The sequence below is a fragment of the Gordonia sp. SID5947 genome, from assembly GCF_009862785.1.
In the GTDB taxonomy this organism is placed as follows: Bacteria; Actinomycetota; Actinomycetes; order Mycobacteriales; family Mycobacteriaceae; genus Gordonia.
Genome location: NZ_WWHU01000001.1, coordinates 3,841,787 through 3,858,843 on the forward strand (window position 1 = coordinate 3,841,787; position 17,057 = coordinate 3,858,843).

At 64.3% G+C, this 17,057-nt stretch carries 14 protein-coding genes; 11 read left to right on the forward strand and 3 right to left on the reverse strand.

The features are described from left to right. Positions 1-2 precede the first annotated feature (2 nt). Both GTV32_RS17540 and GTV32_RS17545 read left to right on the forward strand, forming a co-directional pair. Entirely contained in the window at positions 3-1,622 is a 1,620-nt protein-coding gene (locus tag GTV32_RS17540; RefSeq protein WP_161061402.1) for an ABC transporter substrate-binding protein, read from the forward strand. A 74-nt stretch (positions 1,623-1,696) separates the two neighbouring features. Continuing rightward, entirely contained in the window at positions 1,697-3,307 is a 1,611-nt protein-coding gene (locus GTV32_RS17545) for an ABC transporter substrate-binding protein (protein WP_161061403.1), read from the forward strand. 49 nt (positions 3,308-3,356) lie between these two features. Here the strand turns inward: GTV32_RS17545 and GTV32_RS17550 are convergent, their stop codons facing one another. The 3 genes from GTV32_RS17550 to GTV32_RS17560 form a co-directional block, all read right to left on the reverse strand. Beyond that, positions 3,357-4,466 carry a class II histone deacetylase gene (locus GTV32_RS17550; RefSeq protein ID WP_161061404.1) on the reverse strand — a complete coding sequence of 370 codons (1,110 nt, stop codon included), beginning with the start codon at positions 4,464-4,466 and terminating at the stop codon, positions 3,357-3,359. A gap of 125 nt (positions 4,467-4,591) precedes the next feature. Further along, a complete protein-coding gene (locus tag GTV32_RS17555; protein ID WP_161061405.1) occupies positions 4,592-6,103 on the reverse strand; it encodes an aldehyde dehydrogenase (NADP(+)) in 1,512 nt (503 codons plus the stop codon). A 102-nt stretch (positions 6,104-6,205) separates the two neighbouring features. Then, on the reverse strand, positions 6,206-6,766 hold the full coding sequence (locus tag GTV32_RS17560; protein ID WP_161061406.1) for a TetR/AcrR family transcriptional regulator: 561 nt from the start codon (positions 6,764-6,766) through the stop codon (positions 6,206-6,208). A 239-nt stretch (positions 6,767-7,005) separates the two neighbouring features. Here GTV32_RS17560 and GTV32_RS17565 point away from each other — a divergent pair, with 239 nt between their 5' ends. The 9 genes from GTV32_RS17565 to GTV32_RS17605 all read left to right on the forward strand — a co-directional run bounded on the left by GTV32_RS17565 (position 7,006) and on the right by GTV32_RS17605 (position 17,046). Then, positions 7,006-8,532: an MFS transporter gene (locus GTV32_RS17565; RefSeq protein WP_161061407.1), complete on the forward strand. Its 1,527-nt coding sequence runs from the start codon at positions 7,006-7,008 to the stop codon at positions 8,530-8,532. A 74-nt stretch (positions 8,533-8,606) separates the two neighbouring features. Further along, positions 8,607-9,347 carry an MBL fold metallo-hydrolase gene (locus GTV32_RS17570; RefSeq protein WP_161061408.1) on the forward strand — a complete coding sequence of 247 codons (741 nt, stop codon included), beginning with the start codon at positions 8,607-8,609 and terminating at the stop codon, positions 9,345-9,347. Between the two features lie 78 nt (positions 9,348-9,425). After that, positions 9,426-10,640 carry an acetyl-CoA C-acetyltransferase gene (locus tag GTV32_RS17575; RefSeq protein ID WP_161061409.1) on the forward strand — a complete coding sequence of 405 codons (1,215 nt, stop codon included), beginning with the start codon at positions 9,426-9,428 and terminating at the stop codon, positions 10,638-10,640. 37 nt (positions 10,641-10,677) lie between these two features. Next, a complete protein-coding gene (locus tag GTV32_RS17580) occupies positions 10,678-11,070 on the forward strand; it encodes an acyl-CoA thioesterase (RefSeq protein ID WP_343287369.1) in 393 nt (130 codons plus the stop codon). Positions 11,071-11,147: 77 nt separating this feature from the next. Beyond that, positions 11,148-11,897 (forward strand): 3-oxoacyl-ACP reductase FabG, encoded by a 750-nt coding sequence (gene fabG, locus GTV32_RS17585; RefSeq protein ID WP_161061411.1) that lies wholly within the window; start codon positions 11,148-11,150, stop codon positions 11,895-11,897. 49 nt (positions 11,898-11,946) lie between these two features. Further along, positions 11,947-13,119: an acyl-CoA dehydrogenase family protein gene (locus tag GTV32_RS17590; protein WP_161061412.1), complete on the forward strand. Its 1,173-nt coding sequence runs from the start codon at positions 11,947-11,949 to the stop codon at positions 13,117-13,119. 2 nt (positions 13,120-13,121) lie between these two features. Beyond that, on the forward strand, positions 13,122-15,278 hold the full coding sequence (locus GTV32_RS17595) for an acetate--CoA ligase family protein (RefSeq protein WP_161061413.1): 2,157 nt from the start codon (positions 13,122-13,124) through the stop codon (positions 15,276-15,278). A 400-nt stretch (positions 15,279-15,678) separates the two neighbouring features. Next, positions 15,679-16,311 carry an MspA family porin gene (locus GTV32_RS17600; protein WP_161061414.1) on the forward strand — a complete coding sequence of 211 codons (633 nt, stop codon included), beginning with the start codon at positions 15,679-15,681 and terminating at the stop codon, positions 16,309-16,311. Positions 16,312-16,377: 66 nt separating this feature from the next. Beyond that, entirely contained in the window at positions 16,378-17,046 is a 669-nt protein-coding gene (locus tag GTV32_RS17605) for an MspA family porin (RefSeq protein ID WP_161061415.1), read from the forward strand. Positions 17,047-17,057: the final 11 nt, after the last annotated feature.

The window sequence follows — 17,057 nt, forward strand, 5'->3', positions numbered from 1 at the left end:
ACTTGTTTCTGGAACAAAACCTGTTGTCGCGCAGACAACTACTGAGAGGGATGGTGGTCGGCGGCCTCGCAGCGGGATCGATGACGCTGCTGGGCGCCTGCGGGAGCTCGAGTCCGGGCCCGGACACGGCAGGCACCCTGTTTCCCGCCGCTGCTCCCGACGCCGGCAAGCCACGCCGCGGAGGGACGCTTCGAGTGGGCGTGATGGGCAGCGGCGCTTCGGAGTCCATCGACGCGCAGGCCTACTACGGCCCGATCGATGGGACGCGGTTGTATCAGCTCTACGAGCCGTTGATGCAGCTGAAGCCAGATGCCTCCGGATATGAGAACGTGCTGGCCGAATCCGTAGAGCCGAACGCCACCGGTGACGAGTGGACGATCAGGGTCAAGGACGGTGTCGAGTTCCACAACGGCAAGACCCTTGATGCCGAGGACGTCCGGTTCACGTTCGGTCGGATCAAGGACTCGGCTGCCGGTGGATCGGAGCTGTTCAAGTCGCTCATCGACGACAACAGCTACCAGATGCTGGACAAGCGGACTCTGCGGTTCCGCACCCGCCAACCGTACTTTCCGGTCCCGGACATGCTGTACGGCTACACCGCTCGGATCGTCCCAGTCGGTTACGATCCGCGCAAACCTGTTGGGACGGGGCCGTTTCGGTTCGGGAGATTTACCGCGGGCAGGGAGAGTGTGTTCCCGCGTTTCGACAACTACCGGATCGAGGGACGGCCCTATCTCGACGAAATCCGTATCGTGTCGTTCGCGGACACCGACGGACTGGTCAACGCAATGATGAGCGGTCAGATGGACGTCGTCGAAGTTGTCCCGTTGACCGCCGTCAGCCAGCTCCGGAGCAACTCAGCGGTACAGGTCCTGCGGTCCGTGTCACCGGTGCAGTGGGTTCCGATACAGATGCGGATCGATGCCGAGCCGTGGAGCGATGTGCGGGTGCGGGAAGCCATGAAGCTGTTGGTGGACCGGGAGCAGATGGTCAAGCAGGTGTTCGGCGGACTGGGCGACGTGGCCAACGACTACCAGTTGACCTACGAGGCTCTGTACGGCAATCCGGGAATCCCGCAGCGCAGCCTGGATCTCGACAAGGCCAAGTCGCTGCTCAAGGCGGCGGGCCGTGAAGGGTTGCAGGCAGAACTCGTCACTGCACCTTTCGTTCCGGAGGCGATATCGACGGCAGAGGTGTTCGCCACCCAAGCCAAAGCAGCCGGGATCGACGTGCGCGTGCGGCAGCTCGACACCGGTCAGTTCTATTCCGGTGATGCCGGTGGTCGTACGCTCTCGTCGAACTACTGGACAAAGCTGTCCTACTACGCCCAGGCCGACGCGACGCTGGTCCCACGGCCGGGCGAGCCGTTCAACGAGACCCACTTCGTCGACCAGGACTGGTCGCGAGCGTGGTCGGCAGCCCTGAGTTCGCGCGACGAGGCCGCACGGAAAGACGCTGTGCATGAGTGCATGCGGCTGGAATGGGAACGGGGCGGATATATCAACTGGGGGGCCGAGTATGTCTTCGACGCGGTGTCGACCAACCTCTCCGGACTGGGGGAGACCTCGGACGGCGAGCCGATGGGCGGGCACAACTATGTGAAGACCTATTTCATCAAATGATTCGGACACGACCGGCATCATGCGCGGCAACGACGCCGTGGCCTGGCACTTGACACTACCGAGTAAGGACGCAGATGGATCTTTCTCACAAGGCGCTCACACGACGACAGATGTTGCGGGGATTGGCGGTGGCGGGCCTCGCTGCGGGTGCTGTGCCACTGCTCGGCGCGTGCGGCGGTGACCAGACCGGACAGAGCCAACGCTTCGCCAGCGCAGCACCGGCTTCGGGTACCCCGCGTCGAGGCGGATCGTTGAAGGTGGGATTGGTCGGCGGCGGGTCGTCGGAGACGATCGATGCCCAGGTCTACTACAGCCGGATCGATGGGACCCGGTTGGCTCAGCTCTACGAACCGTTGATGCAGTTGAAGCCGGATGCCACCGGGTATGAGAACGTCTTGGCAGAATCCGTGGAGCCGAACGCCACGGGTGACGAGTGGACGATCCGGGTCAAGGACGGGATCGAGTTCCACAACGGCAAAACCCTTGATGCCGAGGATGTCCGGTTCACGTTCGGCCGGATCAAGGCCTCGACCGCAGGCGGTTCGCAGCTGTTCAAGACGCTCATCGACGACAACAGCTACCAGATGCTGGACAAGCGGACTCTGCGGTTTCGCACCCGCCAACCGTTCTTTCCCGTCCCGGACATGCTCAACGACTTCACCGCTCGGGTGGTCCCGGTCGGTTATGACCCACTCAAGCCGGTTGGTACGGGGCCGTTTCGGTTCGGGAGTTTCACCGCGGGCCGGGAGAGTGTGTTCCCGCGTTTCGACAACTACCGGATCGAGGGCCGGCCCTACGTCGACGAGGTCCGCATTCTGTCGTTCCCCGACTCGACCGCCCTCGTCAATTCCATGATGAGTGGTCAAATCGACGCCATCGAGGCCGTCAGTCTGTCCGCGGTTCCCCAGCTTTCACAGAACCCCGAGGTTCTCGTGCTCCGAGGCGTGAACCCCGACCAGTGGATACCGGTCTTCATGCGTGTCGATCTCGAACCGTTCACCGACCCGCGGGTCCGGGAAGCGATGAAGCTGTTGGTCGATCGCGATCAGATGGTCAAGCAGGTGTTCGGTGGCCACGGCGAGATCGAGAACGACTATCAGCTCGTCTACCCGGGTCTGTACGGCGATCCCGGTATTCCACAGCGCAGTCTCGATGTGGACAAGGCCAAATCCTTGCTCAAAGCGGCGGGTCACGAAGGATTCCAGGTCGAGTTGGTCACCGCTCCTTTTGTCGCCGAAGCGATCGGCACGGCGGAAGTGTTTGCCGCGCAGGCCAAGGCGGCCGGCGTCGACGTTCGCGTAAGGCAACTCGACACCGGCCAGTTCTACTCCGGTGACGCTTCCAACCGGAATTTGTCGTCGGACTACTGGACCAGGCTGTCGTACTACGCTCAGGCCGACACGACGTTGGCGCCGCCTCCGGGCGTTCCTTTCAACGAGACCCATTTCGCCGACAAGGACTGGGCGCAGGCGTGGTCTGTCGCGCTGAGCTCGCCGGACGAAGCCAAGCGTCGCCAGGCCGTGCACGACTGCATGCGTCTCGAGTGGGAGCGGGGTGGTTACATCAACTGGGGGGCTCAGTACGTTTTCGACGCCGTATCGACCGATCTCTCCGGTATCGGTGAGACCGCGCAGTCGGCGTCGCTGGGAATGCACAACTTCCGGGACACCTACTTCGTGGCGTGACCCTTGTGGCCGTCGTGCACCGGCTATGCACGACGGCCACGGTCGGCGGCTACTCGGCCCTTGCCCACTCGGGCAGGTTCTCGGCCATCGCGTCGACGATCGCGCGCTGACGGTCCTGTAGGGCCTGGCCCGGAGCCTCGGCGTACCCCTGCAGATACGGGTCGGTCACCACGGACCGAGTCCCTCGGAGCGCTTCGATCACGGCCAACGCGCACATCGGCGCGTACCAACTCGAGTAGCCGCCTTCGTGTACCACAACCAGTTTGGCGCCGGTGTCGGTCGCGAGCGATTTCACCGATGTGGTCAACGATCGGTAGCCGTCGGAGTGCAGCATCATGCGCCCGAGTGGGTCGGCGGCGGATGCGTCGTAGCCGGAGGCGACGAAGATCAACTCCGGGGCGAATCGACGGATCAACGGATCGACCAGGTGAGCCATGGCGTATTCATAAGCACCGGTGCCGCTTCCGGGTGGCAGCGGGATGTTGACGTTGTACCCTTCGCCCGCCCCGCACCCGCGGTCCGATGCCTCGCCGCGGCCTTTGGGATAGGAGTGCTCCTGATGGAACGAGATGGTGAGGACATCGGGGTCTTCGTAGAAGATTGTCTCGGTCCCGTTGCCATGATGGACATCCCAGTCGATGACCGCGATCCGGCGCACGCCGCGCACGGCGCGGGCGTGTTCGACCGCGATCGCGATGTTGTTGAAAATGCAGTAGCCCATTCCCGCGTCGGGCTCGGCATGGTGCCCCGGTGGACGCGACAGTGCATATGCAGTGGCGACTGTACCCGACAGCACGGCGTCGGTGCCGGCGATGGCCGCGCCCGCGGCGCGTCGCGCTATGTCGTATCCGCCGACGGTGAACGGGGTCGATCCGTCTCCGGCATCACCGCCGGTGGTCTGCGACAATGCCTCCACACGATCCAGATAGGCCGTCGTGTGCACGCGCTCCAGCGCCTCCCGCGATGCGACAGGCGCGCGCATCTCGACCAGCTCATCGATGTACTCGCTCGCCATGATCAGATTGTGCACCCGGCGTTTCGGCTCTTCACTGTCCGAACTCTCACCGGGCTGCAACCAACCGCCGCTGGGCAGCGAGCCGGCCCCGCGTCCGGTGTCGTGCCAGAACATGATCTCGTGCCAGATATAGCCGGTGGTCAAGGTGTCTCCTCGTCGCTGGGTGTTGAGTACTAAAGAGTAGTCCTTATCTGGCTGTTGGGGCTCGGCCGACACGGAATGTCATTTGGAGCACGAGCTCTGTTCTGGCAGTGGCTCAAAGCTCGAGCTCATCGACTGTTGCGGTGACGTTCAACAGATCGTCGATTGTCATCACGCAGGGCTGCGGGCAACAGCCCCTGAGGCGCATTCTGGAAGACGACGGGACGCAAGAAGCGGAAGATCGCCTGCGATCCGACCGACGTGGACCATGCCGCCGTGGATGCCGGGTAGGGCCCGCCGTGCTGCTGGGCATCGGTGACGACCACCGAGACGGGGGAGCTGTCGAACACCATGCGTCCGACCCGCCGGCACAGCGCTGTCACGATTCGTGAGACATCGTCGCCGGGGTCGCTGTACACGGTCCCGGTGAGCTGGCCGGCCAGCCGCGAGATGTCTTCCAGTACAGCATCAGTCGAATCGTATCGCCTGATCAGCACGATTGGACCGAAGTACTCCTCGATGGCGCTCGGCATTGCGTCCAACGGACCGTCCCCGACGACATAGACAGCGGGAGAGACGAAATAGCCCACATCCGACGGTGGTGTCGATTCTCCGACCGGAGTTCCGTCACCTGACGACGCCAACTGCTCCATCGCGGCGGTCAGCCGGACCTTCACCGGCTCCGAGAGCAGCGGACACGGTTGCGCCTGCCGTAGGCGGTCGGCGACGGTCTGTACCAGAGCGTCGCCGGCCGTGCCGGCCGGCACGAACAACAGACCGGGCTTGGTGCAGTACTGGCCGGATGCGGCAGTGACGTTGCCGATGATCGTGTCGGCGATGTCTGTTGAGCGCGAGCGCAGCGCTGCCTCGGTGATCACAACGGGATTGAGGGAGCCCATCTCGGCGTAGACCGGGATCGGCACCGGGCGGGCTGCGGCGATGTCCGAGAGCGCGCGGCCGCCTCCCAGGGAGCCGGTGAAACCCACCGCGGTGATCTCCGGCGCTTGGGCGAGCGCCGCCCCCACCTCGAAATCAGCCGCGAGGCAGTAGGAGAAAACGCCGGCGGGGAGCCCGGCCTCAGCGACACATTCGGCGGCGATGACGGCAAGGAGCCGACCCGTTCCGGGATGGGCGGGGTGGCCTTTGATGACCACCGGGCATCCGGCGGCCAAGGCCGATGCGGTGTCGCCGCCGAGAACTCCGAAGGCCAAAGGCATATTGCTGGCGCCAAAAACCGCGACGGGTCCGATGGGTACATTCATCCGGCGCATATCCGGGCGCGGGACCGGTGTGAGGTCCGGGTCCGCGGTGTCGATAACCGCATCGAGGTGACGTCCGGCGCGCACCATTTCCGCGAACATCGACAGCTGACGACTGGTGCGTTCCACCTCTACCGTCAGCCGCTGGAGTGGCAGACCGGTTTCACGGGAGCAGATCTCGATGATCTCGGACGCACGCTGTCGCACCCGATCTGCGATCAGATCGAGGAACCGGGCACGCCGAAGTGTGTCGCCGAACTCTGTGCTCTCGAAAGCCTGCGCCGCGGCCCGCGCCGCCTCCCGCACATCGTCCACACCGCTCGTGGCGAATTCGCCGCACGCCGCGCCGGAGCGCGGATCGAAGGCCGTCACCGTTTTCATGGTCTAAGCATAGCGCCTTTAAAGTCGCCTGCAATGGCGGTCGACAAACTGAGCCGTCGCGCGAGAGCTGGTCCCGGACCGCAAGACGACACTCCGGTGAGCTCAGTCCGGGCGCGTTCCGGCCCGGCGGACGTAGGCGATGGTGGTATCGATGATTCGTTCCGAATGGGCGGTGTCGGCGACGGACTCGGTCGTGATCAGTTCCTGGACCCCGGCGACGACGATGGCCGTCAGCACGGTCGGTAGCATCGCGCTCTCGACATCGTCGTCCTGCATGGCCGAGAGAAGTCCCTGGGTCCGTCGTTGCCATACACGACTGTCCTTGTTGATCAGGATGTCGAAGCCAGGCGGAACGTCGCTGCTCGATGCAAAAAGCCGGGACTCGGCGAGGTTGTCCCGGGTGTACTCGAGGTAGGCACGCGCACCGGCGACGAACAGTTCCACTGGATCGGTGATCCCCTGGGCGCGGGCGTCGTCGGTTGCCGCGTCCGCCACGGCCGTGGTGCGTCGGTCGAAGTCCTCGAACAATGCCACGAAGAGTTCGGCCTTACCGCCGAAGTGGTGGTAGATGCTGCCGACGCTCGATCCCGCGCGCTCGACGACATCGGCGATGCTCGAGCGGGTGAAGCCGACCTCGACGAAGGAGTCGCGTGCGGCGTTCAAGAGAGCGAGTCGAGTCTGCGATGTCCGCTTCCATGTCCAGTCCCTGCGGGACCTGTCATCGGGCTTGGCGCCGGCATCGGGTCGCATGGCAGTCACATCCTGGTCGGTCTGGCACGACGTCTCGACGGCGTCGGCGGCGGAGTTGCATTTGACATTCCATCTTAGGCACAATTGCGTCAGCTAATTCTAGAATTGCGTTCGATCCTCCCGTCGGGCCGCCAGATGAAGGGTTCTGTTCGATGACAGACGTCGCGTCTCCACTCAAGGAGCTGGACGAACTCGAGGATCTCGAGAACCGCGACGCCAGGTACGGCTGGACCATGGTGGCCGTGGTCAGCCTGGCCGCGATCATGGCGGGGCTGAACATGAGCACCCTCACCACGGCGCTTCCCGTGGTGGTCCGCTATTTCGATGCCGGCCCGGCCGCTGCGAGCTGGACGGTTCTGAGCCCGGCGTTGATCAGCACCGCGTTGCTGCTCTTCTGCGGTCGGATCTCAGACCAGTACGGGCGGCGAGCGGTATTCATCGCGGCCATGGGGTTGTACGCCATCACAGCGTTGGCATCCGGTTTCTCCCCGAGCATCGAGGTGCTCATCGTCCTCCGCATCCTGCAGTCCGCAGCGACCGCGATGTTGCTCGCGAACAGCGCTGCGATCATCGGTGCCGCGATGCCGCCTCGCCTTCTCGGGTCCGCGATGGGTCTCTATCTGGCCGCGTGGTCGGGGGCAGAGCTAGTCGGACCCACTGTCGGAGGTCTCATCGCGACAACGGTCGGATGGCGCTGGATCTTCTGGTTCAACGTGCCCATCGGGATCATCTGTGTCGTCGCCGCAGCTCTGCTGCTCCGGCGCGGAGAGAAGACGGTTCGTCGACCTCGTTCCTTGGACATCGTGGGCAACGTGCTGTTCATCGGCACGGTGAGCGGCTTGGTGGCCGGGCTCTCGGAGGCGAACGGACGTGGATGGGGCGATCCACTGGTGTTGGGGGCGTTCGCGATCTTCGTGGTCTGTTTCCCGTTGTTCGTCTGGTACGAGCGGAGGATCGACGACCCACTGCTGGATCTGTCGGTCTTCCGCGACAAGGTCTTCTCACTCGCCAACATCTCGTCGGTTGCCAACGTCAGCTCGGTCGCCGCGGTGGTGGTGGCACTGGCGCTCTACTTCCAGGCCATGTCCGGTATGTCGGCGTTCCACGCGGGCCTCGCAGCTCTCCCGCTTGCCGGCGGGACACTCGTCGGTTCGCTTCTGGTGGGCCTCGTCTTGAGGCGGTGGTGGGCTGATTCGGTCGCCGTATGGGCGGCGGTCGTCAGCACCGTCGGGCTGATCGCACTGACCTTTTCGATCGCAGATCACCAGCCGCCCGCGGTCCTCATGGCGGCCTCATTCGTGGCCGGACTCGGCGGCGGCGCCTTCCTGCCCGCCAACATCACCGTCATCCTCACCGGTGTTCCGGCGTCGCGCATGGGCACGATCAATGCGATCCGGATGACCGCGCAGAACATCGCGTACCTGCTCGGATCGGCTGTCGGATTGGTGGTACTGACCGCCCCGCTGTCCCCTGCGCTCCGAACCGACCTGTTCGCAGGTATGCCGATCGGTCACGACGGTCCAGCCGGGGACGAGGTCGTGACGGCCTATGTCGTCGGGTTCTCAATGATGATTGCGGTCGCCCTGATCGGTGTGTTGCTCGCAGTGGCGACGAGCCGGGCCCGCCGTGCCGCTTGGTCGAGCACCGCTCTCGTCAGATATCAGAAGGAAGGTCGATGAAGGGCAGACGAGTTGAGACATGGCCGCCACCTGGCGAGGCCCCGTGGGCGGTTGCTCCGAATTGCCTTTTGCTGTTGGCGCCGAACGCGACCTGGTGGTCTTATGAGGGCACCAACACCTGGATCGTCGGTTCCGAGTCGACCGGGTCGGACTGCCTTGTAGTCGACCCCGGCTCGGCGGAGGCCGCGCATCTCAGCGCCATCGTGCAGGCGGCCGACGATCATGGTTGGACCATCAAGTGGGTCTCGGTGACGCACGATCACGAAGACCACCTCGACGGGGCCGCTGAGCTCGCGGCGATGACCGGGGCCCGTCTGCTGACTTTCGAGGGCACAGGGGTCGCCGATCCGGTCTTGGACGGCGATCGCATCCCGCTGGGTGATATCGAGGTCGAGGTCATCCACACGCCTGGTCATTCGGACGATTCGATCTCTTTCTCCATCGTCGGCACCGACTGCCTGCTGACCGGCGACACGTTGCTGAACGGTCGTCCGTCGGCCGTGTACGGCCGCCTCGATGACTACATGCGCACGCTGGACGTCCTGCACAGTCTGTCGGCCGGTAGGGATGCGATCTTCCTACCGGGCCACGGCCCGGTGATCGACGAACCGACATCGGCGCTCGCGGATGCGCGGGCTCGGCGACAACACCGGATCGACCAGGTCAAAGAATTGAACCGTCGCGGGATCACGACCGTCGACGAGATCCTCGCCGCGCTATACCCGGGAATCGACGATGAGAAGCGCTTCGACGCGGAGGTCTACGTCCGCTCGATCATCCGGTACGTGGCGGCAGATGCCATCCGCGGCAACTGATCCTGCTTGCTCGTCCGAGCGAGTTCACCCCCACGAGTTCACCCAGACACCAGTTACACCCCACACCAGGAGGTTCACATGACCGAAGCTGTCATTGCGTCATACGCCCGTTCCCCGATCGGACGCGCATTCAAGGGATCGTTGCGGGAGATGCGCCCGGATGACATGGCCGCACAGATGGTCACCGCCGCCCTGGCGAAGGTGCCCGAACTTGCCGTCGGTGACGTGAACGATCTGATCGTCGGAAACGCGGGACCTGCCGGACCGTCCGGCTTCAACATGGGGCGGGTCATCTCGGTGCTCCTGGACCAGGACGGCCTGCCCGGCACGACCGTGAACAGGTATTGCGCGTCGTCGTTGCAGACGACCCGCATGGCCATGCATGCGATCCGCGCCGGCGAAGGCGACGTATACATCTCGGCAGGGGTCGAATCGGTTTCATCGGCGGCGCTCGGCCCAACCGACATTCCGGGCACCGAGAACCCCCTCTTCTCCGAGGCGATGGCGCGCAGTGCCGAGCGCGCGGCTTCCGGCGATAAGTGGGTCGATCCCCGAGTTTCCGGACGTCTGCCGGATGTCTACATCGGAATGGGTCTGACCGCAGAGAACGTCGCCGAACTCGATGGCATCTCCCGCGCCGATCAGGACGCGTGGGCCGAGCGGTCGCAGCGACGGACCAAGGAGGCCATCGAACGCGGGTTCTATGCCCGGGAGATCAGCCCCCTCACCCTCGCCGACGGTTCGGTCGTCGAGGCAGATGACAGCCCACGTCCGTCGACGACGCTCGAGGGTCTGGCCGGCCTGAATCCGGCGTTTCGCGAGAACGGCACGGTCACAGCCGGTAACGCGTGTCCGCTCAACGATGGGGCGGCCGCGGTCGTCGTCATGTCGGACACCAAGGCGGCAGAACTGGGTATCACTCCCTTGGCGCGCATCGTCGCGACGTCGGTGACCGGCCTGTCCCCGGAGATCATGGGGCTCGGACCGGTTGGCGCTGTCGAGGCTGTGCTCGCTTCCGCAGGCCTCTCGGTCGCAGACATCGACCTGTTCGAGATCAACGAGGCGTTTGCCTCTCAGGTGCTCGGGTCGATCCGGCGTCTGAAGATCGACGAGGACCGCGTCAACGTGTCGGGCGGCGCCATTGCCCTCGGACATCCCTTCGGCATGACCGGAGCGAGAATCACCGCGACGTTGCTGAACAACATGGCCGAGCGAGACGCCCGATTCGGCATCGAGACCATGTGTGTCGGTGGCGGGCAGGGCATGGCGATGCTCGTGGAACGGCTCTCCTGACGTGGCGGTCACCTCGGTGTCGGAAGGTGCCGTTCGCGTGGCGCTGCGAGAACGCGACATCGGCGGGTCCGGACACCTCTATCACGCGGTGACCGTCGAACTGCTGGACATCGCGCGGGTTGCGTGGCTGCACCGCTTCGTATCAGCTGATCTGGTCGAGCAGTACGTTGTCGCAAATCTGGACATCACTTACCGGCGTGAGGTCACGCGTGCCGACCGAGAGTTGACGGTCTGTATCCGCGTCCAGCGAATCGGGACGTCGAGCCTCACGCTTCACGAAGAGATGACCAATCCTGATGGGTTGGTCGTGGCAACTTGTCGCACAACGATTGTCGCGTTCATGCCGTACGGCGGTGCCAGTCGTCCGCTGACTCGGGCGGAAATCGCGAGGGCCGAGTCGTTTCGTGCCGATGTGGCCCTTGACACATGAGGCGCCGTACCTAAAACTAATTCTAGAATCGGATTCGGAGGTTCTGGATCAGGGGTGAAGAGGAGTGCACGACAAGAATGAACGAGTTTGAGGGCAAGGTCGCTGTGGTGACCGGAGCCGGCCGGGGGATCGGTGCGGCAACGGCCCGGAAGCTGGCCGGAATGGGCGCAGCGGTGGCGGTGGTCGATCTTGCCGGATCTGCGGTGGCAGAGGACATCTCACGGAACGGTGGCAAAGCGACTTTTGTGGCCTGCGACGTCACGGACCCGTCGGCAGTCGAGTCCATGGTCGAAACGGTCGTGGGTGAGCTGGGTTCGGTGGACATCTTGGTGAACAACGCCGGGATCATTCGCGACGACCTGCTCTTCAAGATGTCGGTGAACGACTGGGATGCGGTGATGAACACGCACCTTCGCGGGAATTTCCTGTGCAGCAAGGCGGTCCAGAGCCACATGGTGGAGCGCAAGTGGGGGCGGATCATCAACCTCAGCAGCACCTCCGCGAAAGGCAGTCGCGGCCAAGCCAATTACGCCGCTGCGAAGGCAGGCATCCAGGGCTTCACGAGGACGCTCGCGATCGAACTCGGCCGCTATGGCATCACTGCGAACGCCGTTGCACCGGGCTTCATCGAGACGGAGATGACCCGCTCGGTGGCAGAACGGACGGGGGTCGACTTCGACGACATGAAGGCGGCCGCCGAGAAGGAGATCGCCGTTCGTCGCGTGGGTCGACCGGAGGACATCGCAAACGTGGTCGCCTTCCTGGCCGGCGACGACGCGTCGTATGTCACCGGGCAGGTCATTTACGTGAGCGGCTCGCCCGACTGAGCGTCGCGGCCGCCACACACACAGACATCATTTCTCGAAAGGAATTGACATGGTTGACTTCTCGTTGAGCTACGAGGAGAAGCAGGTTCGTGACACGATCCGCAGCTTCATCGAAAAAGAGGTAATGCCGCTGGAGCAGGATGTCCTGCGCAACGAGCGCGCAGGCCGGCCCGGCCTCGAGGACGGAGCCATCCGGGAACTGCAGCTCAAGGCGAAGAAGGCCGGCTACTGGGGCATCAACACCCCGGAAGAGTACGGCGGCATCAATCTCGGCCCGGTGATGTCGGCCATCATCGCGATGGAGGTCGGTCGCACCTTCGTGCCCTTCGGCTTCGGCGGCGAGGCCGACAACATTCTGTATGCCTGCAACGAGAAGCAGAAGCAGGAGTACCTACTCCCGACGATCGAGGGTGAACGGCGCTCCTGCTTCGCGATCACCGAGCCCGGCGCGGGCTCGGATGCGCGCAACATCAGGACCCGTGCCATCCGTGACGGATCGGACTGGATCATCCGCGGCGAGAAGATCTTCATCACCAACGGCAACGAGGCCGACTTCGTGATGGTCTTCGCCGTCACCAATCCCGACGCGTCCGCCGGTGAAGGCGTGACCTGCTTCCTCGTGGACCGCGACATGGGCTGGAAGTCCGAACCCATCTCCACCATGGGTGAGTGGGGTCCGGCATCGCTGGTGTTCGAGGACGTGCGGGTCCCCGAGACGAATATTCTCGGAGAGGTCGATCGAGGATTCGAGCTGGCCATGCAGTGGATCGGCGCCGGCCGCTACCTTATCCCGGCCGGGGCGGTCGGTGCCGCGGAGCGTCTGCTGTCGATGGCCATCGAGCAGTCCAAGAACCGTGTCTCCATGGGCCGTCCGATCGCCGACTACCAGGCGATCCAGTGGCAGATCGCGGACTCCTACGTGCAGATCGAATCGGCAAAGTGGCTCACGCTGCTGTCGGCATGGCAGTTGGAGAACGGCATCGACAGCCGCCACAGTGCCTCGGTCGCGAAGCTGACCGGCGCGATCATGGCCAACGAGGTCGTCGACCGGGTGCTGCAGATCCACGGCGGTATGGGTTACACCAAGGAACTGCCGATCGAGCGCTGGTACCGCGAGTTGCGTTTGCTGCGTATCTACGAAGGCACCGACGAGATCCAGCGTCGTACGATCGCCCGCAACCTTCTTCGTGGCTACGCGAAGCTCGGCGAAGTCGGTAGCTGATCATGACGACTGTTGCCGCGTCCCAGCGCAACCGTGTCGAGCCGGACCGAGTGCACTCGCTGTTCCACCCGCGCTCGATCGCGCTCATCGGCGCCACCGACAAGTCCGAGTGGTCTGCCGTGACGTTCTCCAACCTGGTGAGCCGCGGGTTCGACGGAGACGTCCACCTGGTGAACCCACGAGGGAACGTGGTCCACGGCCGTCAGTCGTTCGCGTCCATCGCGGATCTGCCGGACGGAGTTGACCTGGCATACATCATGGTGTCGGTCGCGAATGTGCTCCCGGTGCTGCGCGACCTGGCGTTGCGCGACATCCGTAACGCCGTGATCCTGACCGCAGGCTTCGGCGAAGCCGGCGAGGAGGGACGCAAGCTCGAACGTGAGGTGCACGACTTCGCGACCGAGAGCGGAATGCTCATCCTGGGGCCGAACGGCAACGGGTACGTGAACGCGAGTGACAACATCACCCCGTTCGGTCTCGGCATCCCTGCGACGCTCGAAGCCGGGTCCGTGGGCGTCGTCCTCCAGAGCGGCGGCCTCGCCAGTGCGGTGCTCAAACACATGCACTCGCGAGCCGTGGGCATCAGCGTCCTGGTTTCCATGGGCAACGAACTGATGATGTCACTCAGTGATGTGGTCAGGTATCTCGTCGCCGATCCGGATACCAAGGTGATAGCGCTGTTCGTCGAGTCGATTCGCGATCCGGAGGAGTTCCTGCGCGCGCTGCAGCTTGCCTTCGAGGCCGGCAAGCCGGTCGTCGCGCTGAAGGTCGGCAGCAGTCAGGCGAGTGCACGTGTCGCCATGGCGCACACCGGTTCACTGGTAGGCGATGACGCAGTGGTCGACGCGGTCTTCCGGGCCAACGGCGTCATTCGTGTCCGCGCACTGGAGGACCTCGTCACGACGTCAGACCTTCTCGCGCGGTGCGGTGGGCTCGCCGGTAAGCGGATCGGAGTGGTGACGGCTTCGGGCGGCGCATGTGGGATCATCGCCGACCGTGCCGAAGCCGAGGGGCTCGAGCTACCCGAGTTCACCGAAGAGACCCTTCGGCAGCTCGAACCGATGCTTCCCGATTTCGCGTCGGCGCAGAACCCCGTGGACGTGACCGGATACATCATGGTCCGTCCAGATCTGCTGGCGCATGCGGTGAAAGCGGTCCAGGCCGATCCAGCCATCGATCTGACGGTGCTGCTCTACGACCTGCCGGGGCAGGCCCCTCCGCCGGAGTACGAGGATGCGTGGATCGGGCAGTACCGGATGATGGCAGAGGTCATCAAGTCTTCGCCGAAGCCCGTGCTCACCCTGACCGAGACACTCAACGACATCACCGAGTACGGCCGTGAGGTCGCGAGATCGACCGGTTTCCCACCGGTGTTCGGCGGGATCGAACACACCCTCACGGCGTTGGGCCACGCGGTGCGATGGTCAGAACGCCGGCGAGCTGCGACGAGCAGCCGGACGGACGAGCTCCCCGTCTACGGAGAGCTCGCGGCGCTCGCTCCCGACGAGTCGGTCTGGACCGAACACCGCGCCTCGGAGTTCCTTGCCGCGCAGGGAGTTCCGATGTCCCCCAGCGTTCTCGCGACTTTGGAGGACGAGGCGGTGCAGGCTGCCGAGGGCTTCGGCTATCCGGTCGTGATCAAGATGGCGGCCGACGTCGAGCACAAGAGCGACATCGGCGGAGTCCGGCTGGGCGTGGCGGATGCCGAAGCGGTGCGCCAGACATTCCGCGAGATGGTCGATGCGGGGAATGCTGCGAAGGTGAACATGGACGGGGTCCTCGTCCAGCCCCAGGTGTCCGGCGGGGTGGAACTGCTCATCGGGACCGTCCGTGACCCGATGTGGGGCCCGGTGCTCGCGGTCGGCCTCGGTGGTGTGTGGGTGGAGGTCCTCCGGGACACATCCCTGATACGCCTGCCCGCCACGCCGGATCAGGTGGGGGACGCCCTGCGGTCGCTGCGGGGTTTCCGGCTCCTCGAAGGCCTTCGTGGAACCACGAAGGCAGATCTGGACACGCTGGCTCGCGTGATCGCCGATATAGCTTCTGTTGCTTATCGATTGGGGGACAGGTTGGAGTCGCTCGAGATCAATCCTCTGGTCGTGAACGGAAGTGAGGTGCTCGCCCTGGATGCATTGATCCAGTGGCGATCCGACAACTGAATCTCGACTCGCCCGGATGACACCGTTTCCTCTCGCAGGAGTCCGGGCACACCGGCCGGTATCGGGGGACCCGGCTGAACGCAACACACCACCGTCGGTGCGACCGACGGTGGTGTGTTGTGCCGTTTTCCGGGGAGGCCACGAAACATGTTGATCGACAACAAGTTTAAGGTCGAGACGTGACAAATCGCCTCTTGACTGTGCGGGGTGATCCACCTCATACTGGGCTGGCGTCGGCGCCATGATCCGCCCCGGTCCGGGTGCCGACATCCAGTGTTCGCTCCACGTCGCCGTCGTCGTCGCTCTCGCGGGGTGGCGTGCAACGTTTTCAGTGGGCCCACGTCCGGACGATGGATCGTTCCGGACATCGAGCGGGACCCACCCCGATGAAAGGGATCAGATGAAGCAGTCCACCCTCCGTGCCGTGCGCAGGCGGCTCGGCGTGAGCGCGCTGGCAGTGGCAACCGTTGCCGGCCTTGCGATGTCGGCCGACGCATCCGCCTCTGCAGCGTCATTGCCGAACGGCTACAAGAAGACCGTCGGTATCGATGGGCAGGTTGTGCAGGTCTGGCGCACCGGCGAATCCGCTAGTCCGGCAATGTCGATGGCGGCCAACGGTGCTGGTCGTTCGGCGGTGGTCAGTGGAACGTTCAGCACCCAGGTGAGCAAAGGTTCGGGCAATCTGTCGGTCGGCTACCTCGTCGGTTGCCAGGTGGACATCACCGGGTTCTCCGGTGGACTGTCCGGCAGCATCGCTCCGGCCGGCCCGACGGTCAGTGGGTCGCTGACCGTGCCGCTGAATCCCGGTCAGGTCAAGTATGTTCCGCTGTTCGACAAAGACTTCTACCTCGGCGCCAGCGTCCAGTGGGACCGACAGGAGATCGATGTCCAGCAGTGCGGTGGGTATGCGTCGGCACGCTCGGTTGCCGTGGTGTTCGCCGCCGAGGACCTCGACACCGCCAACGGTACTGCCAGCGGCAAGAGTGGCCTGGTCCAGTCCTACCTCTACGGCAAGCCTTTCAGTCTCAACTGACGTACTCGGCGTTCCCCTGAACTTCACGGCCTGCCGGCCGGATCACACATCTTGCAAAGGACAACAATGAACAAGAACATCAAGCGGGCGGCGGTGGCAATCGCGGTCGGCGTCACGGCGATGGGAACCCAGGTGATGGTGTCGCCGTCTGCCGAGGCGATGCGGCTGCCCGGTGGATTTGCCCAGAAGACTTTTGTGGACGGCTCTCATGTCAAGGTCCACCTGTACGACGAGTCCGCCACCATCCAACGTCCGGTCACCAATGTGCCCACGAGCCGCGAGGTCTGGGTCTCCGGAAAGATCAAGGTGTCGACCAGTGGGCCGGCCAAGGGAGCCTCGGTGAAGGGCGGCTACGTCGTCGGGTGTCAGGTCTTCTTCGGCGCGGGGGCCGAGGGCGGCGTCGGCGCGGGGCCTTACACGGATGAGACCGGGGCAACGCAGCAGCTGCAGCCCGATGGGTCGGCGGGCGGCGGGTTCCAGCTTGCGCCCGGTGAGGCGTTCTACGCCCCGATCGTCGACACCACGTCCGGCACGAACACGGCGTATGACAAGTACCGCATCAACGATTTCACCTTCAGTGGCAGGACCGGCGGTGTCGCGTACAGCCAGCAGACATTCAACGTCGACGGGTGTGCCGGATACGCGCAGGCCCGCGCCAGGATGACCGTTCAGGTCGATACCGACACGGTCAAGGGTCAGGTGACCATCTGGGGTAAGCCGTTCTCTCTCGGTTGATCTGACTGCTC